This window comes from Limnobacter sp. 130, assembly GCF_902506325.1.
Taxonomy (GTDB): Bacteria; Pseudomonadota; Gammaproteobacteria; order Burkholderiales; family Burkholderiaceae_B; genus Limnobacter.
Map to the genome: position 1 here is coordinate 1,389,566 of NZ_LR732328.1, position 25,594 is coordinate 1,415,159.

Below are 25,594 nucleotides of genomic sequence, written 5' to 3' on the forward strand. Positions count from 1 at the left end.
ATTGTCAAACCAACTTAATCGCTTTCGCAACCAGTTTTGGTCCCGCAAGGGTTGAAAAGATAGCCTGCTATATTAGCAGGCTTGAATTACTTGAGCAAGACAAAAATCAAATGATTTTCGCTTTCTCCAACACTTTGGTCACACTCCAAGATTTTGTCTTGGAAATTGGACGACCTTCGCAGATCTCAACCAAATCACCCTCTCCGACTTCATTGCTTTCATCGTGAGCAGTGTATTTGTGTGACTTAACGATGTACTTGCCATAAATTGGATGCTTGATACGATTTTCAACCATCACAACTACTGACTTGGTCATCTTGTCACTTACAACGCGCCCCACCAGGGTACGTTTCAAACTAACTTTCGCTTCGGTGCTCATGCGGACCTCTTCGATTGAGTCATCACTGTTTTAACACGAGCGATGTCTTTACGTACTTTTGCCAACTGGGAGTTGTTGGTCAGCTGCTGCGTAGCAGCCTGCATGCGCAGCGAAAACTGTGCACGCAACAACTCTTCCAACTCTTTAGTCAATTCTGCAGCGCTTTTGCCGCGCAATTCAGAAGCTTTCATTGCTTAACTCCCAATTTGACGTGTAACGAACACGCAAGGAAGAGGCAACTTGGCAGCCGCCAGGCGGAAAGCCTCACGCGCCAACTCTTCACTCACACCGTCCATCTCGTAGAGCACCTTACCGGGCTGAATTTCAGCCACGTAAAACTCAACGCTACCTTTACCGTTACCCATACGAACTTCCGCAGGCTTGTTGGTAATTGGCTTGTCCGGAAACACGCGAATCCAAATCTTACCGCCACGTTTAATGTGACGAACCATGGCTCGACGAGCTGATTCGATCTGGCGTGCCGTCAAACGACCGCGACCAGTAGACTTCAGACCGTAAACACCAAAAGAAACACTTGCGCCACGAGTGGCCAGACCAGTATTGCGGCCTTTGTGTTCTTTTCTATATTTGCGACGTGATGGCTGTAACATCATGCGCTCCTAGATTACTGTTCTGAGGAAGTGCTGGCAGCGCCTTCCTCTTTGTTTGAACCACTAGCTGCTGCGCTAGCACCTTCGGGTTTACGCGCCTTGCGCGCACCGGCCCCGGCTGGACGTGTGGAAGGACGACGAGGACGACGCTCTTCCTTTTCGGCTTCAACTGGTGCAGCGGCAACATCACCGCGACCCAATGTATCGCCTTTGTATACCCAGACCTTGATACCGATAATGCCGTAGGTTGTTGCGGCTTCGCTTGTAGCGTAATCAATATCAGCGCGCAGTGTATGCAAAGGCACACGACCTTCACGGTACCATTCAGTACGCGCGATTTCGATACCGTTCAGTCGGCCTGAAGACATGATCTTGATGCCCTGGGCACCCATGCGCATCGCGTTTTGCATCGCGCGCTTCATTGCACGACGGAACATGATACGGCGCTCAAGCTGCTGGGAAATACCATCAGCAATCAACTGCGCGTCAATTTCAGGCTTGCGAACTTCTTCGATATTCACGTGAACAGGCACGCCAACCAATTTCTGCAAACTGGCCTTCAACAATTCGATGTCTTCGCCTTTCTTGCCGATCACAACGCCCGGACGTGCCGAATAGATTGTGACGCGCGCATTCTTGGCGGGACGCTCGATAAGAACACGACCAACTGACGCATTCTTCAACTTCTTCTTCAAGAAATCACGAACCTGGATGTCCTCAAGAAGCATCTTGGAGAAATCACGATTCGATGCGTACCAGCGAGAAGCCCAGTTGCGTGATACCGCGAGGCGAAAGCCCGTAGGGTTAATCTTCTGACCCATGTAACCCCCTTAGTTTCCAACCGTCACATAAATGTGACTGGTCTTCTTAGTGATACGATTGCCACGACCCTTGGCGCGCGCTGTAAAGCGCTTCAACACAGGTCCCTCTTCCACGTAAATGGTTTTTACTTTCAGTTCATCAACGTCGGCGCCATCGTTGTGCTCGGCGTTGGCGATTGCACTTTCCAACACTTTCTTCACAATCAATGCCGCTTTCTGTGGTGAGAAAGCAAGAATGTTCAAGGCTTGATCAACCTTTTTACCGCGAATCAAGTCAGCGACCATACGGCCACGCTGAGGAGACAAGCGAACACCCTTCAAAATTGCACGAGTTTCCATTTCCTACCCCTTATCGCTTGGCCTTCTTGTCGGCCGCGTGACCCTTGAATGTGCGAGTCAACGCAAATTCACCGAGTTTGTGACCAACCATGTTTTCGTTGATGTACACAGGCACATGTTGCTTGCCATTGTGAACAGCGATTGTCAGACCGATGAACTCAGGGAGTACAGTCGAGCGACGGGACCAAGTTTTAATTGGACGCTTGTCCTTGGATGCTGCAGCAGTCTCCACTTTTTTGATCAAGTGGGCGTCGCAGAAAGGACCTTTTTTTAATGAACGAGACATATCTGTTTACCCCACTTAACGCTTGTGACGACGCTGAACAATCATCGAATTGGTACGCTTGTTATTGCGAGTGCGGTAGCCCTTGGCTGGTTGGCCCCATGGGCTAACTGGCACACGGCCTTCGCCGGTCTTGCCTTCACCACCACCGTGTGGGTGGTCTACCGGGTTCATCGCAGTACCGCGCACTGTTGGACGAATACCCTTCCAGCGTGTTGCACCAGCCTTACCCACTTTCTTCAAGCTGTTTTCTTCGTTACTAACCTCACCGATGGTGGCGCGGCATTCAATATGAACGCGACGAATTTCACCGGAGCGCAAACGCATCTGGGCGTACGTGCCATCACGAGCCAGCAACATGGCAGAGCCACCCGCGGAACGCGCAATTTGAGCACCCTTGCCAGGCAACATTTCAACGCAGTGCACAGTAGTACCTACGGGAATGTTCCGAATCGGCAATGTATTACCGATCTTGATTGGCGCCTCAGATCCATTCACAACAGTTTGACCCAATTGCAAACCACGAGGAGCAATGATGTAAGCGCGCTCACCGTCTGCATAGCAGATCAGGGCAATGTGCGCCGTACGGTTTGGATCGTACTCAATCGTTTCAACTTTCGCAGGCACACCGTCTTTGTTGCGCTTGAAATCAACCATGCGGTAGTGCTGCTTGTGACCACCACCCATGTGACGGGTTGTAATACGACCGTTGTTATTGCGGCCAGCAGTCTTGGACTTCTTCTCAAGCAGCGGCGCGTAAGGCTCACCCTTGTGCAAATGCGGGTGAACCACTTTCACCATGGCACGGCGGCCTGGTGACGTTGGCTTTAATTTAACTAATGGCATGTTACGCAGCCTCCGAGAAATTAATTTCTTGACCAGCTTTCAGCGCAACATAGGCTTTGCGCACATCGGAGCGACGCCCCATGGTGCGGCCAAAGCGCTTTTGCTTGCCAGCAATGTTAACCACACGCACAGCCTCAACCTCAACTTTGAACAGCAGCTCCACGGCCGCCTTGATCTCATGTTTAGTTGCAGTGGTGCAAACCTTGAAAGCAATTTGCTCATGCTTGTCGGCCAACATGGTGCTCTTTTCAGAGACGATGGGCGCCAACAAAATTTTCATTAAACGCTGGGTGTTCATGCGTACATCTCCTGCAGTTTGTCGATTGCAGCACGAGTCGCAACCACCTTCTTGAAATAAATCAAGGAAAGGGGATCGGCGTAACGTGGCTCGACCACTGCCACATTGGGCAGATTTCTGGATGCCAGGTACAAGTTTTCGTCCACTGAATCAACAATCATCAGGACTGAATCGAGACCCATGCCTTTCAATTTTTGATCAAGCAACTTGGTCTTCGGTGCTTCCAAGTCCAAGGACTCGACCACAACCAACCGACCTTCGCGACTCAACTGAGACAGGATGGAACAAACACCAGCACGGAACATTTTCTTGTTCAGCTTTTGGGTGAAATTCTCATCGGGAGAGTTCGGAAAGGTCTTGCCGCCTCCACGCCACAATGGGCTGGACACCGCACCAGCACGCGCGCGGCCGGTACCTTTTTGCTTCCATGGCTTACGCGTTGAAGCACGTACTTCCGAACGATCTTTTTGTTGACGCGTACCCTGACGCGCGTTGGCTTGGTATGCAACAACCAACTGATGAATCAGCGGTTCGTTGTACTCACGACCAAACACAACATCGGAAACCTGAACAGTTTGAGAGGCCTGCCCAGAATCACTAATGACTTTCAATTCCATCTGGTTCCCCTTACGCCTTTGCCTTGACAGCTGGCTTAACCAACAATTGGCCACCCTTTGATCCAGGCACAGCGCCCTTAATCAAAAGCAGACCACGCTCGGCGTCTACACGAACCACTTCCAGATTCTGGGTGGTGCGATTTACGTTACCCAACTGGCCGGCCATGCGCTTACCAGGAAATACTCGACCCGGATCTTGAGCCATACCGATTGAACCAGGGGCATTGTGCGAGATCGAGTTACCGTGAGACGCGCGCTGCGAGCTGAAGTGGTGACGCTTAATAGCGCCACTAAAGCCCTTACCCTGCGTTACGCCACTAACGTCAACTTTTTGACCTGGCGCGAAAATTTCAGCAGACACAGCAGAACCGACTTGCAATTCAGCAAGCTTGGCCGTATCAACACGGAATTCAACAAGGGAAGATGCCGCCTCAATAGAAGCTGCTGCAAAGTGACCAGCCTGCGCCTTGACAACGCGGGAGGCTCGCTTGGACCCGTAGGCAAGCTGAACGGCTGTGTAGCCGTCTTGTTCGAGTGTTTTGAGCTGCGCAACACGGTTAGAAGACACATCCACAACAGTCACAGGAATAGAAACACCCGCGTCTGTAAAGATGCGCATCATGCCGATCTTGCGACCAATAAGGCCTAGACTCATGATTTCTCCAATTTCGGCTACGATTGGCCGAATGATTAAATTCTATCTAAAGCTAACCTTTTGAAAAGGTTAGCCAAAGATTATATGCGTTAATTAAATTTATTGCAACTTGATTTCAACATCCACACCAGCCGGCAGATCCAGCTTCATCAAGGCGTCTACAGTTTTGTCTGTAGGATCCACGATGTCCATCAAACGCTGATGAGTACGGATTTCAAACTGGTCACGTGAAGACTTGTTCACGTGAGGCGAACGCAGAATATCGAATCGCTTGATACGGGTAGGCAAAGGAACGGGGCCCTTTACGACAGCACCGGTGCGCTTGGCTGTTTCAACAATTTCCAATGCAGACTGATCAATCAGTTTGTAATCGAAGGCTTTCAAGCGAATACGAATTTTTTGGTTGTTCATGGTTTTTCCTAAAGAGCTAAATGAGTGTGACCAAACATTACTTTCGGCTCACCTCAAAATTGCCCGCACCAGTTAACTGATGCGGGCGCATTCCAAGTATTACTTGGTAATTTTGGCAACTACGCCAGCACCTACCGTACGGCCACCTTCGCGAATCGCGAAACGCAGACCTTCTTCCATCGCGATTGGTGCAATCAACTCAACATTGATCGACACGTTGTCGCCAGGAAGAACCATTTCCTTGCCTTCGGGCAGGCTGATTGAGCCTGTTACGTCGGTTGTACGGAAATAGAACTGTGGACGGTAGTTGTTAAAGAATGGCGTGTGACGACCACCCTCTTCTTTGCTCAACACGTAAATTTCTGCGCTGAACCCTGTGTGCGGCTTGATTGAACCTGGCTTGGCCAACACTTGACCACGCTCCACGTCTTCACGCTTGGTACCACGCAGCAACACACCAACGTTGTCGCCCGCCTGACCCTGATCCAACAACTTGCGGAACATTTCCACGCCCGTGCAAATTGTCTTGACCGTGTCTTTGATACCCACGATTTCAATTTCTTCGCCAACCTTCACCACACCACGCTCGATACGGCCTGTTACTACAGTGCCACGACCAGAGATGGAGAACACGTCTTCGATTGGCATCAGGAAGGTGCCGTCGATTGCGCGCTCGGGTGTTGGAATGTAGTTGTCAAGCGCTGCTGCCAACTGCTTGATTGCGCCTTCGCCCAAATCGCCTGTGTCACCTTCCAGGGCCAGCTTGGCTGAACCCTTTACGATTGGCACGTCGTCGCCTGGGAAGTCGTACTTGGAAAGTAGCTCGCGCACTTCCATTTCAACCAACTCCAGCAACTCTTCGTCATCCACCATGTCGCACTTGTTCAGGAAAACGATGATGTAAGGTACGCCAACCTGGCGAGCCAACAAGATGTGCTCACGCGTTTGTGGCATGGGGCCGTCGGCTGCTGAACACACCAGAATTGCGCCGTCCATCTGCGCTGCACCAGTAATCATGTTCTTGACGTAGTCGGCGTGACCTGGGCAATCCACGTGTGCGTAGTGACGTGTTTCTGTCTCGTACTCAACGTGGGCCGTGTTAATCGTAATGCCGCGCGCCTTTTCTTCCGGAGCCGCATCGATCTGGTCGTAGCCCTTGGCTTCACCATGGCCGCTCAGTCGCGCCAATACGGTTGTGATCGCCGCCGTCAATGTTGTCTTGCCATGGTCCACGTGACCAATCGTTCCAACGTTTACGTGTGGCTTCTTACGCTCAAACTTTTCTTTTGCCATTGCAAATACCTCTTTTCAGTTCTTTAATTTCAATTATTTGGCGCGGGCGCTGATCACAGCTTCCGCTACGTTTTTCGGTGCTTCACTGTAGTGCTTGAATTCCATGCTGTACGTTGCGCGACCCTGTGTCAAAGAACGCAGTGTAGTGGAATAACCAAACATCTCAGCCAATGGCACTTCCGCCTTGATTGCCTTGCCGCCACCAGGAATATCGTCCATACCTTGAACCACACCACGACGTGAGGACAAGTCGCCCATCACTGTGCCGGCGTAATCCTCTGGCGACTCAACCTCAACAGCCATCATAGGCTCTAGCAATACAGGGCTGGCACGACGCATACCTTCCTTGAAACCCATGGAAGCTGCGATCTTGAACGCTGTTTCGTTCGAGTCAACATCGTGGTATGAACCAAAGTGCAAAGCAACTTTGATGTCAACGACCGGATACCCAGCCAACACACCATTGCTCAAAGACTCTTCAATACCTTTTTGAACCGCAGGAATGTATTCGCGAGGAACCACACCACCCTTGATCTCATCGAGGAACTCGAAACCTTTGCCTGCTTCGTTTGGCTCAACACGCAACACAACGTGACCGTACTGACCGCGACCGCCAGACTGACGAACAAACTTGCCCTCAACTTCTTTGACCACGTTGCGAATTGTCTCGCGGTACGCAACCTGAGGCTTGCCAACGTTGGCTTCCACGCCGAATTCGCGCTTCATGCGGTCCACGATAATTTCGAGGTGCAATTCGCCCATACCAGCAATAATGGTCTGACCTGACTCTTCATCGGTGCGCACACGGAATGAAGGATCTTCTGCGGCCAAACGACCCAAGGCAATACCCATTTTCTCTTGGTCTGTCTTGGTTTTTGGTTCCACAGCCTGCGCAATCACTGGCTCTGGGAACACCATGCGCTCCAGCGTAATAATGGCCGAAGGGTCACAAAGGGTTTCACCGGTCGTCACGTCTTTCAAGCCTACGCAAGCGGCAATGTCACCCGCGCGAATTTCTTCAACTTCCAAGCGGTTGTTGGCATGCATCTGAACAATACGACCAATACGCTCTTTCTTGCCGCGCACAGGGTTGTATACAGAATCGCCCTTGTTCAACACACCGGAATACACTCGAACGAATGTCAGCTGGCCCACGAAGGGGTCAGTCATCAGCTTAAATGCCAAGGCTGACAGCTTTTCTTCGTCGTTGGCGTGGCGAACGATTGGCTCTTCATCTTCATCTGTGCCAGACACTGGTGGAATGTCCACTGGTGATGGCAGGAAATCGATCACGGCGTCGAGCATGCGCTGAACACCCTTGTTCTTGAACGCCGTACCACACAACATCGGCTGAATTTCAGTCGAAATGGTGCGGGTGCGAATGCCCAGAATAATTTCAGCTTCTGACAAGTCACCACCTTCGAGGTACTTGTTCATCAGCTCTTCAGAAGCTTCAGCCGCAGCTTCCACCATCTGCTCGCGCCATTTGTCAGCTTCGGCTTTCAGTTCTGCCGGAATTTCACGGTAATCAAACTTCATGCCCTGGGATGCTTCATCCCAGTAAATTGCCTTCATCTTGATCAGATCAACCACGCCCTGGAATTTTTCTTCCGAGCCGATTGGAATCACGATTGGCACTGGGTTTGCGCGCAAGCGCAGACGCATTTGTTCAACCACCTTGAAGAAGTTGGCGCCAGTGCGGTCCATCTTGTTCACGAAAGCCAAACGAGGCACCTTGTACTTATTGGCCTGACGCCAAACAGTTTCGGACTGGGGCTGAACGCCACCCACCGCACAGTACACCATGCAAGCACCATCCAGAACACGCATGGACCGCTCAACTTCAATCGTGAAGTCTACGTGCCCCGGTGTATCAATGATGTTAAAGCGGTGTTCTGGGTAGGAATTGTCCATACCCTTCCAGAAACAGGTAGTAGCCGCAGAGGTAATGGTAATACCACGCTCTTGCTCCTGCTCCATCCAGTCCATGGTAGCTGCACCATCGTGCACTTCACCAATTTTGTGACTTACGCCTGTATAAAACAGGATACGTTCAGTCGTTGTGGTTTTACCGGCATCAATGTGCGCGGAAATACCAATGTTGCGATATCGCTCAATGGGCGTCTTACGAGCCATTTGCTACTCCAGTTAAATTTAGAATCGGAAATGCGAGAAGGCTTTGTTGGCTTCAGCCATGCGGTGCACTTCATCACGCTTCTTCATCGCACCACCGCGACCTTCAGCAGCCTCGAGCAGTTCACCTGCAAGGCGAAGGTCCATCGACTTTTCACTACGCTTCTTGGCTGCTTCACGCACCCAACGCATGGCCAGGGCCAAACGACGTGAGGGACGAACTTCCACCGGAACTTGGTAGTTCGCACCACCGACGCGGCGAGACTTCACTTCAACAACAGGCTTTACGTTGTTGATCGCGGCGTTGAACACCTCGAGTGGGTCTTTACCAGCTTTCGTTGAGATGCTGTCAAAAGCACCATAAATAATACGTTCTGCAACAGCTTTCTTGCCAGACAACATGATGACGTTCATGAACTTGGCTACTTCTGTGCTTTGAAACTTTGGATCTGGCAGCACTTCTCTGCGCTGCACTTCGCGACGACGTGGCATCTTGACTATTCCTTTATCTTCAGCGTGGGCAATCCCACTTATGCATCTGCTTACTCGACACACCAAATGTGTGCCGCACGGAATGCGGTTTTAAATTGACCAATGTAAAAACTTACTTGGCCTTAGCAGCTTTTGGACGCTTCGAACCATACTTGGAGCGAGCCTGCTTACGGTCTTTAACGCCTTGCAAGTCAAGTGAGCCACGCACGATGTGATAACGCACACCAGGCAAGTCTTTCACACGACCGCCACGGATCAACACAACTGAGTGTTCCTGCAGGTTGTGGCCTTCACCACCAATGTAGGAAATCACTTCGAAGCCATTGGTCAGGCGAACTTTGGCTACTTTACGCAGCGCAGAGTTTGGTTTTTTTGGAGTTGTTGTGTAAACACGAGTACACACGCCACGTTTTTGAGGGCAATCCTCAAGCGCGGGGCTTTTGCTCTTCATGGTCACACTGGTGCGTGGTTTACGCACTAGTTGATTAATGGTTGGCATAGTTCCAGTTCCGGTTAAAAAAAACAAAAGGGCTACGGGCGTGCCCGCAGCCAATTTAGCCCGCGATTGTATTCCAAAACACAAGCGCGGGTCAATGAGGAAGGTGAAGTTTTAACATCACCTTTCATATTTCCGTCAACAACTTAGGCTTCGTCAGAACCCTCTGAAGCTGGCAGATTGAACAAGGCCTCGGCTTGCGCACGTGGGTCATGTTCGGCTTCCATCTGGCGCAGCTCTTCAGCCTCACGCCCTTCTTTGTCCTTGCGTGCCTTGTGGAAGGCCATACCAGTACCGGCTGGGATCAAGCGACCTACAATCACGTTTTCTTTCAAACCACGCAATTCGTCGCGTTTGCCCATAATGGCCGCTTCGGTCAATACCCGGGTTGTTTCCTGGAAGGAAGCAGCCGAAATGAACGAATCGGTTGACAAGGACGCTTTGGTAATACCCAACAAGATGTTTTGGTAGGTAGCTTCGCGTTTGTTTTCGCTACGCATTTTGTCGTTTGCATCCAACAGTTCGGAACGCTCAACCTGCTCACCAGGGATGAAGCCAGTTTCACCCGCATCGCTCACAATGACGCGACGCAACATTTGACGAACAATCACTTCAATGTGCTTGTCGTTGATCTTCACACCTTGCAAGCGATACACATCCTGAACTTCGTCCACGATGTATCGGGCCAAGGCTTCGATACCCAACAAACGCAAAATGTCGTGAGGATCGGCTGGGCCGTCAACGATGCTTTCGCCCTTGTTCACCACCTGGCCGTCGTGCACCAGAACGTGCTTGTCCTTGGGGATCAGGAATTCATGTGATACACCGTCGAGGTCTGTAATGACCAAACGCTGCTTGCCCTTGGTGTCCTTACCGAAGGAAACCGTACCCGTGACTTCGGCCAGCATGCCTGCATCTTTGGGCGAGCGGGCTTCAAACAGTTCAGCCACACGCGGGAGACCACCAGTGATGTCACGAGTCTTCTGGCTTTCCTGAGGAATACGAGCCAGCACTTCACCCACAAACACGTCCTGATTGTCGCGCACGGTAATCAGTGCACCTACCGGGAAGCTGATATTCACTGAATGATCGGAACCGGCAATCTTCACTTCATTGCCTTGTGGATCAATCAACTTAACCTGTGGACGCTCACCTTTGCTGCCAGCAGTACGACGCTTGGCATCAATTACCACCAAAGTGGACAAACCAGTTACATCGTCGATCTGTTTGGCAACAGTTGCGCCTTCCTCGATGTTCTCGAAGCGGATCTTGCCTGCGTATTCAGTCACGATCGGACGGGTCAAAGGATCCCAGGTTGCCAACATCGCGCCAGCCTTAACCTGATTTCCGTCGAGCACGGCCAGCGTGGCACCGTAAGGTACTTTGTGACGTTCACGCTCACGACCGAAGTCATCGGTGATCAACACTTCGCCTGAACGGGAAATCACGATTTGCTCGCCTTTGCCGTTGGTCACGTAGCGCATGGTAGCCGTGAAACGGATCACGCCGTTTGACTTGGCTTCAATGCTGGACACCACGGCTGCGCGAGAAGCAGCGCCACCGATGTGGAACGTACGCATGGTCAACTGAGTACCGGGCTCACCGATGGACTGCGCGGCGATTACACCCACAGCTTCACCATTGTTGACCAGGTAACCACGACCCAGATCGCGGCCATAACACTTCGCACAAAGACCGTAACGCGTGTCGCAAGACAAGGGAGTGCGAACGCGAACTTCGTCAATACCCAAGTGATCAATCAATTCAACTGCGTCTTCGTCGAGCAACTTGCCCACTTCAAACACAGTTTCCTGAGTTTCAGGATTGACCACATCGGACACCACAACACGACCCAAAATACGATCGCGCAGGGCTTCAATGACTTCACCGCCTTCAACCAAGGCCTTCATGGCCACGCCATTGGTGGTGCCGCAATCGTCTTCGACTACAACCAGGTCTTGCGTCACGTCAACCAAACGACGTGTCAAGTAACCGGAGTTCGCTGTCTTCAATGCCGTATCGGCCAGACCCTTACGCGCACCGTGGGTTGAAATGAAATACTGCAACACGTTCAGACCTTCGCGGAAGTTCGCGATGATCGGTGTTTCAATAATGGAGCCGTCAGGTTTGGCCATCAGGCCACGCATACCCGCCAACTGGCGAATCTGCGCAGCAGAACCACGGGCACCGGAGTCGGCCATCATGTAAATCGCATTGAACGATTCCTGACGCACTTCATTGCCGTTGCGGTCAATCACTGGCTCGGTCGCCAGCTGTTCCATCATGGCCTTGCCCACTTGGTCGCCTGCACGGCCCCAAATGTCAACGACCTTGTTGTAACGCTCGCCCTGAGTTACCAAACCCGAGGTGTACTGGGACTGAATTTCTTTCACTTCGGCTTCAGCCGCAGCGATGATCACTTGCTTTTGCGCTGGAACGACCATGTCGCCCATGGCAATCGAAATGCCGCCGCGAGTTGCCATGCGGAAACCGAACTGCATCAATTTGTCAGCAAAAATCACGGTTTCACGCAGACCACAACGACGGAAAGAGGCGTTGATCAAGCGGGAAATTTCTTTCTTCTTCAAAGGACGGTCGATGAAGGAGAACGGCAGACCTGGGGGCAGAATTTCAGACAGCAAAGCACGGCCCACGGTTGTTTCGTAGCGTGTGCGCTTGGATGTCTTTTCGCCGGTTTCCCTGTTGACGTCGTATTCGGTGATGCGAACAGTCACGCGAGTGGCCAACTCAACTTCTTTGTTGTCGTAGGCACGGTTTACTTCGCCCACGTCAGAGAACATGATGCCCTCGTTCTTGCCGTTCACTTTGTCGCGGGTCGTGTAATACAAACCCAACACGATATCTTGTGAAGGAACAATTGAAGGATCACCGTTGGCTGGGAACAGCACGTTGTTGGAGGCCAGCATCAGGGTACGTGCTTCGATCTGGGCTTCCAGAGACAAAGGCACGTGAACCGCCATTTGGTCACCGTCAAAGTCGGCGTTAAACGCAGCACATACCAATGGGTGCAATTGAATGGCCTTGCCTTCAATCAACACAGGCTCAAATGCCTGAATACCCAAGCGGTGCAGCGTTGGCGCACGGTTCAGCATGACCGGATGCTCGCGAATTACTTCTTCCAGGATGTCCCAAACGATGGGCTCCTGATTTTCAACGAATTTCTTGGCCTGCTTGATGGTGGTTGCAATACCCATCACTTCCAAACGATTGAAAATGAAGGGCTTGAACAACTCGAGTGCCATCAGCTTGGGCAAACCGCACTGGTGCAGTTTCAGCTGTGGACCCACCACAATCACGGAACGACCAGAGTAGTCCACGCGCTTGCCCAGCAAGTTTTGACGGAAACGACCGCCCTTGCCTTTGATCATGTCGGCCAACGACTTCAATGGACGCTTGTTGGCGCCTGTCATGGCTTTTCCGCGACGACCGTTGTCGAGCAACGAATCAACCGCTTCCTGCAGCATGCGCTTTTCGTTTCGCACGATGATATCGGGTGCGTTCAATTCGAGCAGACGCTTCAAGCGGTTGTTACGGTTGATCACGCGACGATACAAATCGTTCAGGTCGGAAGTCGCAAAACGACCACCATCCAGAGGAACCAATGGACGCAACTCAGGTGGCAACACTGGCAACACTTCCAGAATCATCCACTCAGGCTTGATACCGGATTTCTGGAAACCTTCCAGCACCTTCAGGCGCTTGGCGATTTTCTTGATTTTGGCTTCAGAGTTGGTGGTACCCAATTCTTCGCGCAGTGTTGTGACTTCGCGGTCAATGTCAATTGACTTCAACAGTTCCTTGATGCCTTCGGCACCCATGAATGCCACGAAATCGTCGCCGTATTCTTCTTGCTTGGCCAGGTAATCTTCTTCGGTCAACAACTGGGCGCGCTTCAATGGAGTCATGCCCGGTTCAACAACCACGAAACCTTCGAAGTACAGTACGCGCTCGATGTCCCGCAGGGTCATGTCCAGCACCATACCCAAACGGGACGGCAGGGACTTCAGGAACCAGATGTGTGCAACGGGTGACGCCAGATCGATGTGGCCCATGCGTTCGCGACGCACTTTGGCCAATGTAACCTCAACGCCACACTTTTCGCAGATCACGCCACGGTGCTTCAGTCGCTTGTACTTGCCGCACAAGCATTCATAGTCTTTGATTGGGCCAAAAATCTTGGCACAAAACAGACCGTCGCGCTCAGGCTTGAAGGTGCGGTAGTTGATGGTTTCTGGCTTTTTAACTTCACCGAAAGACCACGAACGGATTTTGTCGGGCGATGCGATCGCAATCTTGATTGCGTCGAACTGCTCGTCTTGCTGGACCTGTTTAAACAGATCTAATAAAGCTTTCATTTAAATACCTCCGTCGCGACCGATCAATTACGGTCCAGATCAATATCAATACCGAGTGAGCGGATTTCTTTCACGAGTACGTTGAAAGATTCCGGCATACCGGCATCGATCGTGTGATCACCTTTGACCAAATTCTCATACACCTTCGTACGACCATTCACATCGTCTGACTTCACAGTCAGCATTTCCTGCAGAACGTACGATGCGCCATATGCTTCCAAAGCCCACACTTCCATCTCACCGAAACGCTGACCACCAAACTGGGCTTTACCGCCCAATGGCTGCTGTGTAACCAGCGAGTAAGGTCCGGTTGAACGGGCGTGCATCTTGTCGTCGACCAAGTGGTGCAATTTCAGCACGTGCTTGTAACCTACAGTCACCTTGCGGTCGAAGGCATCACCGGTGCGGCCGTCGTACAAGGTCACTTGGGTCTTGGACTCATTCAGGCCCAGCGCCTGTACGCGTGAATCTTCATCGGGGTAAGCCAAACGAAGCATTTCCAGAATGTCTTCTTCGTTCGCACCGTCAAATACTGGTGTGGCGAATGGCATACCTTTGGTCAGATTCTTGCCCATGTTGATGATTTCGATATCGGTCAGGGAATCAAGATCAACTGTGGTGCCAGTGCCGTTGTATACCTTGTGCAGATATTCACGCAGGCGTGCCACGGCATTTTGTTCACGCAGCATTTCATTGATGCGATCACCAATGCCTTTCGCTGCCCAGCCCAAGTGAGTTTCCAGAATTTGACCCACGTTCATACGTGAAGGCACACCCAAGGGGTTCAACACGATGTCCACGGGACGGCCATCGGCCATGTGCGGCAAGTCTTCCACGGGAACGATCTTGGAGACCACACCCTTGTTACCGTGACGGCCCGCCATTTTGTCACCGGGCTGCAAGCGACGCTTGACTGCCAGGTAAACCTTGACCATTTTCAGAACGCCTGGTGGCAATTCGTCACCTTGTGTCAATTTCTTGCGCTTCTCTTCAAAAGCCAAATCGAACTGATGACGCTTGTCTTCAATGGACTTTTTCAGTGTTTCGAGCTGACCTGCGGCTTCTTCTTCCGCAAGACGAATATCGAACCAGTGATGGTGATCCACTTCTTTCAGGTATTCCGCTGAAATTTTGCTGCCCTTGGCCAGCTTGGCTGGGCCACCGTTGGCAACCTTGCCGATCAGGAAACGTTCGATACGGCTGAACGCATCCGCCTCAACGATGCGCATTTGATCGTTCAAATCGAGGCGATAGCGCTTCAATTCGTCGTCAATGATGGATTGGGCACGCTTGTCGCGCACAATGCCTTCACGTGTGAAGACCTGAACGTCGATCACGGTACCTGTCATGCCGGAAGGCACGCGCAGGGACGTGTCTTTCACGTCAGAGGCTTTTTCACCGAAAATGGCACGCAGCAATTTTTCTTCCGGGGTCAGCTGGGTTTCGCCTTTTGGCGTTACCTTACCGACCATCACGTCGCCAGCCTGAACTTCTGCGCCAATGTACACAATGCCTGACTCATCGAGGCGAGACAATTGGGCTTCAGACAGGTTGGAAATGTCACGTGTAATTTCTTCGGAACCCAACTTGGTGTCACGTGCAACCACTGACAGCTCTTCGATGTGAATCGATGTATAGCGGTCTTCGGCAACCACGCGCTCGGAGATCAAGATTGAATCTTCGAAGTTGTAACCGTTCCAGGGCATGAACGCCACCAGCATGTTTTGACCCAAGGCCAACTCGCCAAGGTCAGTCGACGCGCCGTCAGCGATAACATCACCCTTGGCGATGATATCGCCCTTGTTGACGATCGGACGCTGGTTGATGTTGGTGTTTTGGTTTGATCGTGTGTACTTGGTCAGGTTGTAAATATCTACACCCACTGAGCCAGATTCGACTTCGTTGTCGTTCACACGAATCACGATACGGTTTGCATCCACATAGTCGACCACACCACCGTGGTCGGCCACGATTACTGTGCCCGAATCGACGGCCACAGTGCGCTCGATGCCTGTACCTGCAAACGGCTTTTCAGGACGCAGACATGGAACAGCCTGACGCTGCATGTTGGCACCCATCAAGGCGCGGTTCGCATCGTCGTGCTCCAGGAACGGAATGAGTGATGCAGCAACAGACACGATTTGGCCTGGTGCAACGTCCATCAGCTCAACGCCGGATGGATCCATCAATTCAAATTCGCCTGCAACCCGACAGGAAACCAGGTCGCCGACCAAACGCTTCTTCTCGTCGATTTCCGCGTTGGCCTGAGCGATTACGAAGCGCCCTTCTTCAATGGCTGACAGGTACACGATTTCATCGGATACCACGCCACCTTCAACCTTGCGGTAAGGTGTTTCCAGGAAACCGTACTCGTTCAAACGAGCAAACATGGCCATGGAGTTGATCAAACCGATGTTTGGACCTTCCGGCGTTTCGATCGGGCACACACGGCCATAGTGGGTGGTGTGTACGTCACGAACTTCAAAACCAGCGCGTTCACGGGTCAAACCACCAGGGCCCAAAGCTGAAACACGACGCTTGTGCGTGATTTCGGACAACGGGTTGGTTTGGTCCATAAACTGCGACAGCTGAGAGGAACCAAAGAATTCTTTGATTGCAGCAGAAATTGGCTTGGAGTTGATCAAGTCGTGCGGCATCAGGTTTTCGGCTTCAGCCTGACCCAGACGCTCTTTCACTGCTCGCTCAACACGCACCAAACCGGCACGGAACTGGTTTTCAGCCAATTCACCAACACAGCGAACACGGCGGTTACCCAGGTGATCGATGTCGTCGATTTCGCCATTGCCGTTGCGCAGATCAACCAGAATCTTGATTACAGCCAGGATGTCACTGTCTTGCAGCACCATGGCGCCTTCCACTTCTGGACGGCCCACGCGACGGTTGAACTTCATGCGACCAACGCGCGACAAATCGTAAGAGTCTTCGCTGTAGAACAAACGGTTGAACAACATTTCAACGGCTTCTTCTGTGGGCGGCTCGCCTGGGCGCATCATGCGATAAATAGCGACGCGTGCAGCAGTTTGATCCGCTGTTTCATCAGTGCGCAGTGTTTGCGAAATGTAAGCACCGTGATCCAGTTCGTTGGTGAAAATGGTCTCGACCACTTTCACACCTGCGTCACGGATTTTGCCCATGATTTCTTCAGTGATTTCGTCGTTGGCAGATGCAACAACTTCACCAGTACTACCATCAACAATATTCTTGGCCAAAGTGCGACCAATCAGGAAATCTTCCGGCACAGAAATTTTCTTCAGGCCAGCCGCTTCAATGTCGCGAATGTGTTTGGCATTGATACGCTTGTCTTTCTGAACCAGCGCCTTGCCAGCTTTGTCAACGATGTCGAACTTGGCCACTTCACCCTTCAAACGGGAGGTGATCAACTCCATCGACGCGCCTTCGGATTTGATTTCAAACTGATCGAAGTCAAAGAAGGAGGAGAGAATCTGCTCGTTGTTCATGCCAATGGCTTTGAGCAGAATCGTGACAGGCATCTTGCGACGACGGTCGACACGGAAATAGAGCACGTCTTTCGGATCAAATTCGAAATCGAGCCATGAACCGCGATAAGGAATAATTCGCGCCGAGAACAGCAATTTGCCGGAACTGTGGGTTTTGCCACGATCGTGCTCAAAGAACACGCCCGGGGAACGGTGCAACTGAGACACGATCACGCGCTCGGTACCGTTAATCACGAAAGAACCGTTTTGTGTCATGAGCGGCAATTCGCCCATATACACTTCCTGCTCTTTTACTTCTTTCACAGTGGGCTTGCTGGCCTCACGATCCAAAAGCACCAAGCGCACACGAGCGCGCAGTGGCGAGCAGAAGGTCAGACCACGCTGTTGACATTCTTTGACGTCAAATGCGGGTTCGCCCAGTGCGTACTGCACAAACTCCAAGCGAGCGTAACCGTTGTGCGAAACAATTGGAAATACAGACTGGAATGCTGCCTGTAACCCTTGTTCCACACGTTTTTCAACGGAAACACCCAATTGAAGAAAGTCAGTGTAAGAGTCAAGTTGAGTGGTGAGAAGATACGGTACATCCAAAACTGGAGGCCGTTTCGCAAAGCTTTTGCGTATGCGTTTTTTCTCGGTGGCAGAGTAAGACATATTTTCTGTCCTGATGTCGAGCGGATTAAGCGATATGCATGTGTTCTACACATGGCTTAACACACTCTAGTTTGTAATCGCTTTTTCAAGCGCAAAAAGCCCGGAGGCAAAAACCCCCGGGCATTTCAAAAACCGACGTTACTTAACGTCGACTTTTGCACCAGCTTCTTCAAGTTGCTTCTTGACGTCGTCAGCTTCAGCTTTGGAAACGCCTTCTTTAACAGCTTTCGGTGCGCCGTCAACCAGGTCTTTCGCTTCTTTCAGGCCAAGACCTGTCAGTGCGCGAACAACCTTAATTACGTTAACTTTGCTTTCACCAGCAGCAGTCAGAATTACGTCGAATTCTGTCTTTTCTTCAGCAGCAGCAGCGCCAGCAGCAGGAGCAGCGGCTACGGCAACAGCAGCAGCGGCAGCAGAAACGCCAAACTTCTCTTCCATTTCTTTGATCAGTTCGGACAATTCGAGTACGGTCATGCCAGCGATGGCATCTAGGATTTCGGCTTTAGTGGCCATGTGAGTATTCTCCAGTTAAAAGTTTGATTCGGCTATCTTGAAAAAAGTTAAGCAGCTTGCGATTCTTTCTGATCACGAACGGCAGCAACACCGCGAACAAATTTCGTAGGTACTTCGTTAAGCGTACGTACGAATGTCGCGATAGGTGCTTGCATCGTGCCCAGCAATTTCGACAGAAGCTCGTCACGACTAGGCATGGTGGCCAAGGCCTTCACACCGTCTACACCCATCACCTGACCGGGCAGCGCACCGCCGGTCAGAACAAGTTTGTCGTTTGTCTTCGCGAAATTAACCAACACTTTGGCTGCTGCTACGGGATCAGTACTGATACCGTAAATCAGCGGGCCAACCATTTTGCTGGACAGGCCTTCAAAGGCTGTACCGGCAATGGCTCGCTTTGCCAAGGTGTTCTTCAGAACACGCAAATAAACACCTGCTGCACGAGCATCCTTGCGGAGCTGCGTCACACTTTCTACAGACAGACCACGATATTCAGCAACAACCACTGCTTGAGCACCGGCCAATTGACCTGTGATCTCTTCAATGACTGCTGCTTTTTCTTGGCGATTTAATGCCACGGTCTTTCTCCAAAAAGAAGCGCTTATTGCACTGTTTAAAACAGGCGACCGAAATCAAGCTTTGAACATTCATTCATTACTTTTACTCGGGACCGCCATCTAGGTTGGATGGTTTTTTAAAAAATCAGGTTTGAAAACAAGCCTTCAATTTCCAACGGTCTTTGACAACCTGTGAATACCAATTAATCAGTATTCACAGCCCAAAGTTCTTACTGACCCAACACTGAAGTTTGGTCAACGCGTACACCACCACCCATGGTGCTGGATACGGCAATCTTTCTCAGGTACACACCCTTGGACGATGCTGGCTTGGATTTGTTCAATGCGTCCAACAGGGCGGACAGATTGGACTTCAGCTTTTCAACATCGAACGAAGCGCGACCGATTGTGCAATGGATGATACCTGCCTTGTCAGTACGGAACTGCACTTGACCAGCCTTGGCGTTTTTAACCGCAGTGGCCACGTCAGGAGTAACAGTACCTACTTTTGGGTTTGGCATCAGGCCACGTGGGCCCAAAATTTGACCCAAAGTACCTACGATACGCATGGTGTCAGGGGATGCAATCACCACGTCAAAGTTCATGTTGCCCGCTTTAACTTCAGCAGCAAGATCATCCATGCCCACGATGTCTGCGCCGGCTGCCTTGGCTTCTTCAGCCTTTGCGCCTTGAGCAAACACAGCTACACGAACTGTTTTACCAGTGCCGGCAGGAAGAACAACTGAACCGCGGACAACCTGGTCTGATTTGCGTGCATCAACACCCAACTGAATGGCTGCGTCAACTGACTCGTCAAACTTGGCGGTTGCTGTTTCCTTGATCAGGCCCAAAGCCTGCTCTACGGGGTATACGGCATTGCGATCGATTTTCGCGCGCAATGCTTGAGTGCGTTTAGACAACTTAGCCATTTATAGACCCTCCACCACAATGCCCATGCTGCGAGCTGAGCCAGCGATGGTGCGTACAGCAGCATCCATGTCAGCAGCGGTCAGGTCAGGCATTTTTGTTTTTGCAATTTCTTCTGCTTGTTCACGAGTGATCTTGCCCACTTTGTCCAAATGAGGACGTGGCGAACCTTTCGTGATTTTTGCAGCCTTCTTGATCAGCACGGTTGCAGGAGGAGTCTTCATGATGAACGTGAAAGACTTGTCTGCGAATGCGGTGATTACCACTGGAATTGGCAAGCCTGGCTCTACACCCTGTGTTTGGGCATTGAACGCTTTACAGAATTCCATGATATTCAGACCACGCTGACCCAGTGCTGGACCGATGGGTGGGGATGGGTTTGCTTTACCAGCCGGTACTTGCAGCTTGATAAAGCCAATGATTTTCTTGGCCATTGAAATTTCTCCGTGAGTTCAAACGCAGCGTATCGCCGCTCCTCTGTTGCTTGAATTACCGTGCACCCTGTCAGCAATCAAATACAGGCGGCGGGAAAACTTGCTACGCTCAGATCAAACTTTTTCGACCTGATGAAAATCAAGCTCTACGGGTGTGGCGCGACCGAAAATGGTCACCGACACACGAAGCTTGCTTTTCTCATAATTAATTTCTTCAACGTTGCCGTTAAAGTCCGCGAAGGGGCCCTCTTTGACTCGAACCATTTCGCCAACCTCATACAACACCTTCGGACGCGGCTTTTCCGCACCCTCTTGCATCTGCTGCATGATTTTATCGACTTCTTTTTGAGAAATCGGCGTTGGACGATTACCCGTTCCACCAACAAAACCGGTGACCTTGGGCGTGTTCTTGACCAAGTGCCAAGAGTCGTCAGTCATTTCCATTTCAACCAGCACGTAGCCTGGAAAGAAACGGCGCTCTGAAATTGATTTTTGACCACCCTTGATCTCAACCACTTCTTCAGAGGGAACCAGGATTTGGCCAAACAAGTCCGAAAACTCGGAACGGTCAATGCGCTCCTGCAGTGCTCGCTGCACACTCTTCTCGAGTCCCGAGTAAGCGTGCACCACGTACCAGCGTTTTGACATTATATTGTCCACCCTAAAATCAGATCGTAGAACACCCACTCAAGTGTTTTGTCCACCAGAAGAAGATAGATCGACATGATCAACACAAACACAAAGACCACACCGGTCATTTGCATACCTTCTTTTCGGGTGGGCCAAACCACACGCTTGGCTTCGTTCACAGAATCTTTGGCGAAACCCACAAACCGCTTACCGGTTTGCGAGAGCAGAAAGCTGCCAACCGCCAGCACAACACCCAACAAGACAACGCCAAGGCGAATGAAGAAATCTTCTGCTGACAAAATCTGAAAAGCCACAGCGCCTCCGATTGCAAATGCAACCGCAAGCGCAAGCATCAGCTTGTCTTGACCTGTAGATACTGTTTGAATGTCGTTTTGTGCCATATTCTCAAAATGTAAGCCGCCGCTGAATCGCTTCAGCGGCGACGATCCTACCAAATTTGGCAGGGCAAGAGGGAATCGAACCCACAACCTTCGGTTTTGGAGACCGACGCTCTGCCAATTGAGCTATTGCCCTAAAAAACTCGAATATTACTTGGTAATTTTGGCAACTACGCCAGCACCTACCGTACGGCCACCTTCGCGAATCGCGAAACGCAGACCTTCTTCCATCGCGATTGGTGCGATCAATTCAACATTGATCGACACGTTGTCGCCAGGAAGAACCATTTCCTTGCCTTCGGGCAGGCTGATTGAGCCTGTTACGTCGGTTGTACGGAAATAGAACTGTGGACGGTAATTGTTAAAGAATGGCGTGTGACGACCACCCTCTTCTTTGCTCAACACGTAAATCTCTGCGCTGAACCCTGTGTGCGGCTTGATTGAACCTGGCTTGGCCAACACTTGACCACGCTCCACGTCTTCACGCTTGGTACCACGCAGCAACACACCAACGTTGTCGCCCGCCTGACCCTGATCCAACAACTTGCGGAACATTTCCACGCCCGTGCAAATTGTCTTGACCGTGTCTTTGATACCCACGATTTCAATTTCTTCGCCAACCTTCACCACACCACGCTCGATACGGCCTGTTACTACAGTGCCACGACCAGAGATGGAGAACACGTCTTCGATTGGCATCAGGAAGGTGCCGTCGATTGCGCGCTCGGGTGTTGGAATGTAGTTGTCAAGCGCTGCTGCCAACTGCTTGATTGCGCCTTCGCCCAAATCGCCTGTGTCACCTTCCAGGGCCAGCTTGGCTGAACCCTTTACGATTGGCACGTCGTCGCCTGGGAAGTCGTACTTGGAAAGTAGCTCGCGCACTTCCATTTCAACCAACTCCAGCAACTCTTCGTCATCCACCATGTCGCACTTGTTCAGGAAAACGATGATGTAAGGTACGCCAACCTGGCGAGCCAACAAGATGTGCTCACGCGTTTGTGGCATGGGGCCGTCGGCTGCTGAACACACCAGAATTGCGCCGTCCATCTGCGCTGCACCAGTAATCATGTTCTTGACGTAGTCGGCGTGACCCGGGCAATCCACGTGTGCGTAGTGACGTGTTTCTGTCTCGTACTCAACGTGGGCTGTGTTAATCGTAATGCCGCGCGCCTTTTCTTCCGGAGCCGCATCGATCTGGTCGTAGCCCTTGGCTTCACCATGGCCGCTCAGTCGCGCCAATACTGTTGTGATCGCCGCCGTCAATGTTGTCTTGCCATGGTCCACGTGACCAATCGTTCCAACGTTTACGTGTGGCTTCTTACGCTCAAACTTTTCTTTTGCCATGACGACCTCGGTGCGGGCACCCAACAATGCGAGTGCGGTTATAACGGTATGGTGCTCATGGGCAGGATCGAACTGCCGACCTCTCCCTTACCAAGGGAGTGCTCTACCACTGAGCCACATGAGCAACTTTCTATTAAAGCCTGGAGCGGGTGAAGGGAATCGAACCCTCGTCTTAAGCTTGGAAGGCTTCAGCTCTACCATTGAGCTACACCCGCACACCTTGTGAACCCCTTTTCAAGGACACACTCGGTTAAACTGCTTGAATTCTTGGTGGAGAGAGCTGGATTCGAACCAGCGTAGGCATACGCCAACAGATTTACAGTCTGCCTCCTTTAGCCACTCGGACATCTCTCCAAAAGAGAACCCCGGATTATGTATGCTTTTTTAATTACCGTCAACACCCCATGCCCCCTTTCCGCCTTATTTGTATATTAATTCTCGGTTTTTCCAGTGGTCTGCCCCTTGCCTTGACGGGAAGTACGCTTCAAGCGTGGCTTGCTGTCGAAAATGTGGACATCAAAACCATCGGCTTGTATGCGGTGGTTGGATTTCCTTACACGTACAAGTTTTTGTGGTCGCCCTTTCTGGATTATTTGAAACCCGGTTTTTTTGATCAGCGACGCGGCTGGATCGCGCTGATGCAATTGGCCTGCGCCGGATTAATCGCGGCCATGGCATTTGTGGATGCCCATTCCGCGTGGACTGTCGCTGCGGTGGCAGTCGCCATTGCCTTTTGCTCCTCGACCCAGGACATGGCAATTGACGCCTATCGGACTGACTTGCTGCCCGCCCAGGAACGTGGTCTTGGCGCTGCGTATTACGTGACGGGCTATCGTGTGGCCATGTTGGTGTCTGGCGGATTGGCACTGATTTTGGCGGGCGAGTACCTGGGCTGGACTGGCACCTACCTGCTGATGGCGGGACTGCTTGCTGCCTGCGCCGTGATTACGGCTTTAAGCCCGACAGCTGATACGGCTGAAGATTTGGCCCGAAGGGAGAGCAAACGAAACCTGTTTGGAATTGTGAAGGAGTCAACGCGCAACTTCATGAACAAGGAAGCCGCTATCTGGATTTTGGTACTGATTGTGCTTTACAAGGTGGGCGATGCATTTGCTGGATCACTGACCACTGCATTTTTACTCAAGGGCCTTGGCTTTACCCTGACCGAAGTGGGCGCGGTGAACAAGACTGTCAGCCTGATCGCTACCCTGTTAGGTGCATTTCTTGGTGGCGCCTTGATGACTCGAATGGGCTTGTATGGCTCACTGATGTTGTTCGGTATTTTTCAAGCTGTGTCCAATTTGTCGTTTTGGGTTTTATCGGTTATTGAACCGAATATTTGGGCGATGGGGGGTGCTGTATTTGTTGAAAACCTGTGCGGGGGAATGGGCACAGCAGCCTTTGTGGGCTTGCTGACAAGCCTGTGCAGCAAGGAGTTTTCGGCTACACAATACGCGCTTCTTTCGTCGCTTGCCGCCATGGGGCGTGTTTACCTGGCAGCCCCTGCAGGTTATGTAGTGGACGCCTATGGGTGGAGTGATTTTTTCGTGTTTTCAACCCTGGCGGCCATACCGGGCCTAATCGCGCTTTATTTGCTCCGATCGAGCATCCAGAAATTGGCGCGGTGAGCAACTGTGCCATTTCTGGAAAGCGTGAATAAAAGCCGATGGAGAGGAATAGCCAAGCCGGGCGGAGACCTCTGACACGCTCAGCCCCGTAGAACCGAGTAATTCTTCGGCCATGGTTTGACGAACCTCTGCCAACAAATCGCGATAGCTGGTGCCCTCATCGGTTAATCGCCGGCGCAAAGTGCGCTCAGTCATGAAGTGGTCGGTGGCAATTCGCGCCAGACTTGGGGAAGAGGACAAGTCAGCCAGCAACTTGTTGCGCAACCACGCGGAGACTCCCCCCCTTTGCATTCTGCGGGAGAGCAGATTTTCCAATTGGGTTTCACAGAACCTGGCACTGTGCTCGTTGGCTTTGGGCAGCGGCAAATTCAGCCATTGCTCGTCAAATGTGGCCCTGTTGACCGCTGCGTTGAACTGCGGAATACAGCCAAACATGGCTTCGTATTGAGCCATGGGCGCATTCGGCGCAAAAGCAAATTCAACTGCGCGCAAAGGCAGGCTGACACCAAATAATTCGCGCTGTAAAACCTGAATCGCAGAGCAGTCCCGTTCGGCCACAAATGAACGCACCGCGGGCGGCAAATGATCGACTGTCAAGACCATGGATGCGAGGCCATTGCCCAAAGCCAACTCAACTTTTGAGAACGCGAAAGTGAGATCGAGATAGCGCAAGCCAAGTTCAACAGCCTGCCGGAAGGTGGGGCTGGTGATTAAGGCATAGCCCCATATTCCATAGGTCGTGAGATGATACTCAGAGCCTGCCATAAGCCCCAAACCAGGAACCTTGCCGTGCAGACGCACCAGGTTGTGGATCACCTGCAATTCCTGATCCGGATCGATTTCAACGTGGGGATCGTCAAGCTGGGCTGGCAATATGGAAGAGCCGGTGAGGAGCGCGCTGCGGGTGGAGCCCAGCCGCACACCCAGCTCACTCAGAATTTTCACGCTAACAACGGTTCGGCGAGCTGGCATAGAGAAAT

26 protein-coding genes and 4 tRNA genes are annotated in these 25,594 nt (G+C 51.6%); 1 reads left to right on the top strand and 29 read right to left on the bottom strand.

Annotated features, from left to right (window positions below; translation table 11 throughout):
- Nucleotides 1-106: 106 nt before the first annotated feature.
- The 28 genes from rpsQ to FRIGORI9N_RS06765 form a co-directional block, all read right to left on the bottom strand.
- Complete coding sequence (rpsQ, locus tag FRIGORI9N_RS06630; protein ID WP_008253346.1) at nucleotides 107-379, bottom strand: 30S ribosomal protein S17; 273 nt, start codon at nucleotides 377-379, stop codon at nucleotides 107-109.
- Complete coding sequence (rpmC, locus tag FRIGORI9N_RS06635; protein WP_008253344.1) at nucleotides 376-570, bottom strand: 50S ribosomal protein L29; 195 nt, start codon at nucleotides 568-570, stop codon at nucleotides 376-378. Before rpmC ends, rpsQ begins: the two co-directional genes overlap by 4 nt.
- A gap of 3 nt (nucleotides 571-573) precedes the next feature.
- On the bottom strand, nucleotides 574-990 hold the full coding sequence (rplP, locus tag FRIGORI9N_RS06640; RefSeq protein ID WP_008253343.1) for a 50S ribosomal protein L16: 417 nt from the start codon (nucleotides 988-990) through the stop codon (nucleotides 574-576).
- 14 nt (nucleotides 991-1,004) lie between these two features.
- Complete coding sequence (rpsC, locus tag FRIGORI9N_RS06645) at nucleotides 1,005-1,811, bottom strand: 30S ribosomal protein S3 (RefSeq protein WP_105028068.1); 807 nt, start codon at nucleotides 1,809-1,811, stop codon at nucleotides 1,005-1,007.
- Between the two features lie 9 nt (nucleotides 1,812-1,820).
- Complete coding sequence (gene rplV / locus FRIGORI9N_RS06650) at nucleotides 1,821-2,150, bottom strand: 50S ribosomal protein L22 (RefSeq protein ID WP_130557584.1); 330 nt, start codon at nucleotides 2,148-2,150, stop codon at nucleotides 1,821-1,823.
- Between the two features lie 10 nt (nucleotides 2,151-2,160).
- A complete protein-coding gene (gene rpsS / locus FRIGORI9N_RS06655) occupies nucleotides 2,161-2,436 on the bottom strand; it encodes a 30S ribosomal protein S19 (protein ID WP_159569030.1) in 276 nt (91 codons plus the stop codon).
- A 15-nt stretch (nucleotides 2,437-2,451) separates the two neighbouring features.
- Nucleotides 2,452-3,279 (bottom strand): 50S ribosomal protein L2, encoded by an 828-nt coding sequence (gene rplB / locus FRIGORI9N_RS06660; RefSeq protein WP_105028065.1) that lies wholly within the window; start codon nucleotides 3,277-3,279, stop codon nucleotides 2,452-2,454.
- Nucleotide 3,280: 1 nt separating this feature from the next.
- Complete coding sequence (rplW, locus tag FRIGORI9N_RS06665) at nucleotides 3,281-3,577, bottom strand: 50S ribosomal protein L23 (RefSeq protein WP_008253367.1); 297 nt, start codon at nucleotides 3,575-3,577, stop codon at nucleotides 3,281-3,283.
- Complete coding sequence (gene rplD, locus FRIGORI9N_RS06670; protein WP_008253364.1) at nucleotides 3,574-4,194, bottom strand: 50S ribosomal protein L4; 621 nt, start codon at nucleotides 4,192-4,194, stop codon at nucleotides 3,574-3,576. The genes rplW and rplD overlap by 4 nt, the downstream gene beginning before the upstream one ends.
- A 10-nt stretch (nucleotides 4,195-4,204) precedes the next feature.
- Nucleotides 4,205-4,849 carry a 50S ribosomal protein L3 gene (gene rplC / locus FRIGORI9N_RS06675; protein WP_159569031.1) on the bottom strand — a complete coding sequence of 215 codons (645 nt, stop codon included), beginning with the start codon at nucleotides 4,847-4,849 and terminating at the stop codon, nucleotides 4,205-4,207.
- Nucleotides 4,850-4,948: 99 nt separating this feature from the next.
- Complete coding sequence (rpsJ, locus tag FRIGORI9N_RS06680) at nucleotides 4,949-5,260, bottom strand: 30S ribosomal protein S10 (protein WP_008253393.1); 312 nt, start codon at nucleotides 5,258-5,260, stop codon at nucleotides 4,949-4,951.
- 99 nt (nucleotides 5,261-5,359) lie between these two features.
- Nucleotides 5,360-6,553: an elongation factor Tu gene (gene tuf / locus FRIGORI9N_RS06685; RefSeq protein ID WP_159569032.1), complete on the bottom strand. Its 1,194-nt coding sequence runs from the start codon at nucleotides 6,551-6,553 to the stop codon at nucleotides 5,360-5,362.
- Nucleotides 6,554-6,586: 33 nt separating this feature from the next.
- Nucleotides 6,587-8,689, bottom strand: a complete 2,103-nt coding sequence (gene fusA / locus FRIGORI9N_RS06690) for an elongation factor G (protein ID WP_159569033.1) — start codon at nucleotides 8,687-8,689, stop codon at nucleotides 6,587-6,589.
- 18 nt (nucleotides 8,690-8,707) lie between these two features.
- Nucleotides 8,708-9,178, bottom strand: coding sequence for a 30S ribosomal protein S7 (gene rpsG / locus FRIGORI9N_RS06695; RefSeq protein WP_008253357.1), 471 nt, complete (start codon nucleotides 9,176-9,178; stop codon nucleotides 8,708-8,710).
- A 112-nt stretch (nucleotides 9,179-9,290) separates the two neighbouring features.
- Nucleotides 9,291-9,677 (bottom strand): 30S ribosomal protein S12, encoded by a 387-nt coding sequence (gene rpsL / locus FRIGORI9N_RS06700; protein WP_105028062.1) that lies wholly within the window; start codon nucleotides 9,675-9,677, stop codon nucleotides 9,291-9,293.
- A 143-nt stretch (nucleotides 9,678-9,820) separates the two neighbouring features.
- Nucleotides 9,821-14,050 carry a DNA-directed RNA polymerase subunit beta' gene (rpoC, locus tag FRIGORI9N_RS06705; protein WP_159569034.1) on the bottom strand — a complete coding sequence of 1,410 codons (4,230 nt, stop codon included), beginning with the start codon at nucleotides 14,048-14,050 and terminating at the stop codon, nucleotides 9,821-9,823.
- Nucleotides 14,051-14,073: 23 nt separating this feature from the next.
- Nucleotides 14,074-18,183: a DNA-directed RNA polymerase subunit beta gene (rpoB, locus tag FRIGORI9N_RS06710; protein ID WP_159569035.1), complete on the bottom strand. Its 4,110-nt coding sequence runs from the start codon at nucleotides 18,181-18,183 to the stop codon at nucleotides 14,074-14,076.
- Nucleotides 18,184-18,321: 138 nt separating this feature from the next.
- Nucleotides 18,322-18,696 (bottom strand): 50S ribosomal protein L7/L12, encoded by a 375-nt coding sequence (gene rplL, locus FRIGORI9N_RS06715; RefSeq protein ID WP_159569036.1) that lies wholly within the window; start codon nucleotides 18,694-18,696, stop codon nucleotides 18,322-18,324.
- A 47-nt stretch (nucleotides 18,697-18,743) separates the two neighbouring features.
- Nucleotides 18,744-19,274 (bottom strand): 50S ribosomal protein L10, encoded by a 531-nt coding sequence (gene rplJ / locus FRIGORI9N_RS06720; protein ID WP_159569037.1) that lies wholly within the window; start codon nucleotides 19,272-19,274, stop codon nucleotides 18,744-18,746.
- A 209-nt stretch (nucleotides 19,275-19,483) separates the two neighbouring features.
- Nucleotides 19,484-20,182, bottom strand: a complete 699-nt coding sequence (gene rplA, locus FRIGORI9N_RS06725; RefSeq protein WP_159569038.1) for a 50S ribosomal protein L1 — start codon at nucleotides 20,180-20,182, stop codon at nucleotides 19,484-19,486.
- A complete protein-coding gene (gene rplK, locus FRIGORI9N_RS06730; RefSeq protein ID WP_159569039.1) occupies nucleotides 20,183-20,614 on the bottom strand; it encodes a 50S ribosomal protein L11 in 432 nt (143 codons plus the stop codon).
- Nucleotides 20,615-20,728: 114 nt separating this feature from the next.
- Nucleotides 20,729-21,262 carry a transcription termination/antitermination protein NusG gene (nusG, locus tag FRIGORI9N_RS06735; protein WP_008248014.1) on the bottom strand — a complete coding sequence of 178 codons (534 nt, stop codon included), beginning with the start codon at nucleotides 21,260-21,262 and terminating at the stop codon, nucleotides 20,729-20,731.
- Nucleotides 21,262-21,645 (bottom strand): preprotein translocase subunit SecE, encoded by a 384-nt coding sequence (secE, locus tag FRIGORI9N_RS06740; protein WP_159569040.1) that lies wholly within the window; start codon nucleotides 21,643-21,645, stop codon nucleotides 21,262-21,264. Before secE ends, nusG begins: the two co-directional genes overlap by 1 nt.
- Nucleotides 21,646-21,702: 57 nt before the next feature.
- Nucleotides 21,703-21,778, bottom strand: a tRNA-Trp gene (locus FRIGORI9N_RS06745).
- A gap of 14 nt (nucleotides 21,779-21,792) precedes the next feature.
- Nucleotides 21,793-22,986 carry an elongation factor Tu gene (tuf, locus tag FRIGORI9N_RS06750; RefSeq protein WP_159569032.1) on the bottom strand — a complete coding sequence of 398 codons (1,194 nt, stop codon included), beginning with the start codon at nucleotides 22,984-22,986 and terminating at the stop codon, nucleotides 21,793-21,795.
- Between the two features lie 49 nt (nucleotides 22,987-23,035).
- Nucleotides 23,036-23,110: transfer RNA gene (locus FRIGORI9N_RS06755), tRNA-Thr, on the bottom strand.
- A 17-nt stretch (nucleotides 23,111-23,127) separates the two neighbouring features.
- Nucleotides 23,128-23,201: transfer RNA gene (locus FRIGORI9N_RS06760), tRNA-Gly, on the bottom strand.
- 53 nt (nucleotides 23,202-23,254) lie between these two features.
- A tRNA-Tyr gene (locus FRIGORI9N_RS06765) sits at nucleotides 23,255-23,340 on the bottom strand.
- Between the two features lie 50 nt (nucleotides 23,341-23,390).
- Here FRIGORI9N_RS06765 and FRIGORI9N_RS06770 point away from each other — a divergent pair.
- Nucleotides 23,391-24,614, top strand: a complete 1,224-nt coding sequence (locus FRIGORI9N_RS06770) for an MFS transporter (RefSeq protein ID WP_159569041.1) — start codon at nucleotides 23,391-23,393, stop codon at nucleotides 24,612-24,614.
- Here FRIGORI9N_RS06770 and FRIGORI9N_RS06775 read toward each other — a convergent pair.
- Nucleotides 24,564-25,586, bottom strand: a complete 1,023-nt coding sequence (locus FRIGORI9N_RS06775; RefSeq protein WP_159569042.1) for an AraC family transcriptional regulator — start codon at nucleotides 25,584-25,586, stop codon at nucleotides 24,564-24,566. The two genes, FRIGORI9N_RS06770 and FRIGORI9N_RS06775, sit on opposite strands and share 51 nt — an antisense overlap.
- Between the last annotated feature and the right edge of the window lie 8 nt (nucleotides 25,587-25,594).

Bases quoted from the DNA above. Each gene is read 5' to 3' on its own strand.
- nusG (WP_008248014.1), bottom strand. From the start codon at position 21,262: ATGTCAAAACGCTGGTACGTGGTGCACGCTTACTCGGGACTCGAGAAG.
- rplV (WP_130557584.1), bottom strand. From the start codon at position 2,150: ATGGAAACTCGTGCAATTTTGAAGGGTGTTCGCTTGTCTCCTCAGCGT.
- tuf (WP_159569032.1), bottom strand. From the start codon at position 22,986: ATGGCAAAAGAAAAGTTTGAGCGTAAGAAGCCACACGTAAACGTTGGA.
- rpoC (WP_159569034.1), bottom strand. From the start codon at position 14,050: ATGAAAGCTTTATTAGATCTGTTTAAACAGGTCCAGCAAGACGAGCAG.
- rplW (WP_008253367.1), bottom strand. From the start codon at position 3,577: ATGAACACCCAGCGTTTAATGAAAATTTTGTTGGCGCCCATCGTCTCT.
- rplA (WP_159569038.1), bottom strand. From the start codon at position 20,182: ATGGCTAAGTTGTCTAAACGCACTCAAGCATTGCGCGCGAAAATCGAT.
- rpsS (WP_159569030.1), bottom strand. From the start codon at position 2,436: ATGTCTCGTTCATTAAAAAAAGGTCCTTTCTGCGACGCCCACTTGATC.
- rplD (WP_008253364.1), bottom strand. From the start codon at position 4,194: ATGGAATTGAAAGTCATTAGTGATTCTGGGCAGGCCTCTCAAACTGTT.
- FRIGORI9N_RS06770 (WP_159569041.1), top strand. From the start codon at position 23,391: ATGCCCCCTTTCCGCCTTATTTGTATATTAATTCTCGGTTTTTCCAGT.
- rplP (WP_008253343.1), bottom strand. From the start codon at position 990: ATGTTACAGCCATCACGTCGCAAATATAGAAAAGAACACAAAGGCCGC.
- rpsC (WP_105028068.1), bottom strand. From the start codon at position 1,811: ATGGGTCAGAAGATTAACCCTACGGGCTTTCGCCTCGCGGTATCACGC.
- rpmC (WP_008253344.1), bottom strand. From the start codon at position 570: ATGAAAGCTTCTGAATTGCGCGGCAAAAGCGCTGCAGAATTGACTAAA.
- rpsJ (WP_008253393.1), bottom strand. From the start codon at position 5,260: ATGAACAACCAAAAAATTCGTATTCGCTTGAAAGCCTTCGATTACAAA.
- rpsL (WP_105028062.1), bottom strand. From the start codon at position 9,677: ATGCCAACCATTAATCAACTAGTGCGTAAACCACGCACCAGTGTGACC.
- rplK (WP_159569039.1), bottom strand. From the start codon at position 20,614: ATGGCCAAGAAAATCATTGGCTTTATCAAGCTGCAAGTACCGGCTGGT.
- rpoB (WP_159569035.1), bottom strand. From the start codon at position 18,183: ATGTCTTACTCTGCCACCGAGAAAAAACGCATACGCAAAAGCTTTGCG.
- tuf (WP_159569032.1), bottom strand. From the start codon at position 6,553: ATGGCAAAAGAAAAGTTTGAGCGTAAGAAGCCACACGTAAACGTTGGA.
- rplL (WP_159569036.1), bottom strand. From the start codon at position 18,696: ATGGCCACTAAAGCCGAAATCCTAGATGCCATCGCTGGCATGACCGTA.
- secE (WP_159569040.1), bottom strand. From the start codon at position 21,645: ATGGCACAAAACGACATTCAAACAGTATCTACAGGTCAAGACAAGCTG.
- rpsQ (WP_008253346.1), bottom strand. From the start codon at position 379: ATGAGCACCGAAGCGAAAGTTAGTTTGAAACGTACCCTGGTGGGGCGC.
- rplB (WP_105028065.1), bottom strand. From the start codon at position 3,279: ATGCCATTAGTTAAATTAAAGCCAACGTCACCAGGCCGCCGTGCCATG.
- FRIGORI9N_RS06775 (WP_159569042.1), bottom strand. From the start codon at position 25,586: ATGCCAGCTCGCCGAACCGTTGTTAGCGTGAAAATTCTGAGTGAGCTG.
- rplC (WP_159569031.1), bottom strand. From the start codon at position 4,849: ATGAGTCTAGGCCTTATTGGTCGCAAGATCGGCATGATGCGCATCTTT.
- fusA (WP_159569033.1), bottom strand. From the start codon at position 8,689: ATGGCTCGTAAGACGCCCATTGAGCGATATCGCAACATTGGTATTTCC.
- rpsG (WP_008253357.1), bottom strand. From the start codon at position 9,178: ATGCCACGTCGTCGCGAAGTGCAGCGCAGAGAAGTGCTGCCAGATCCA.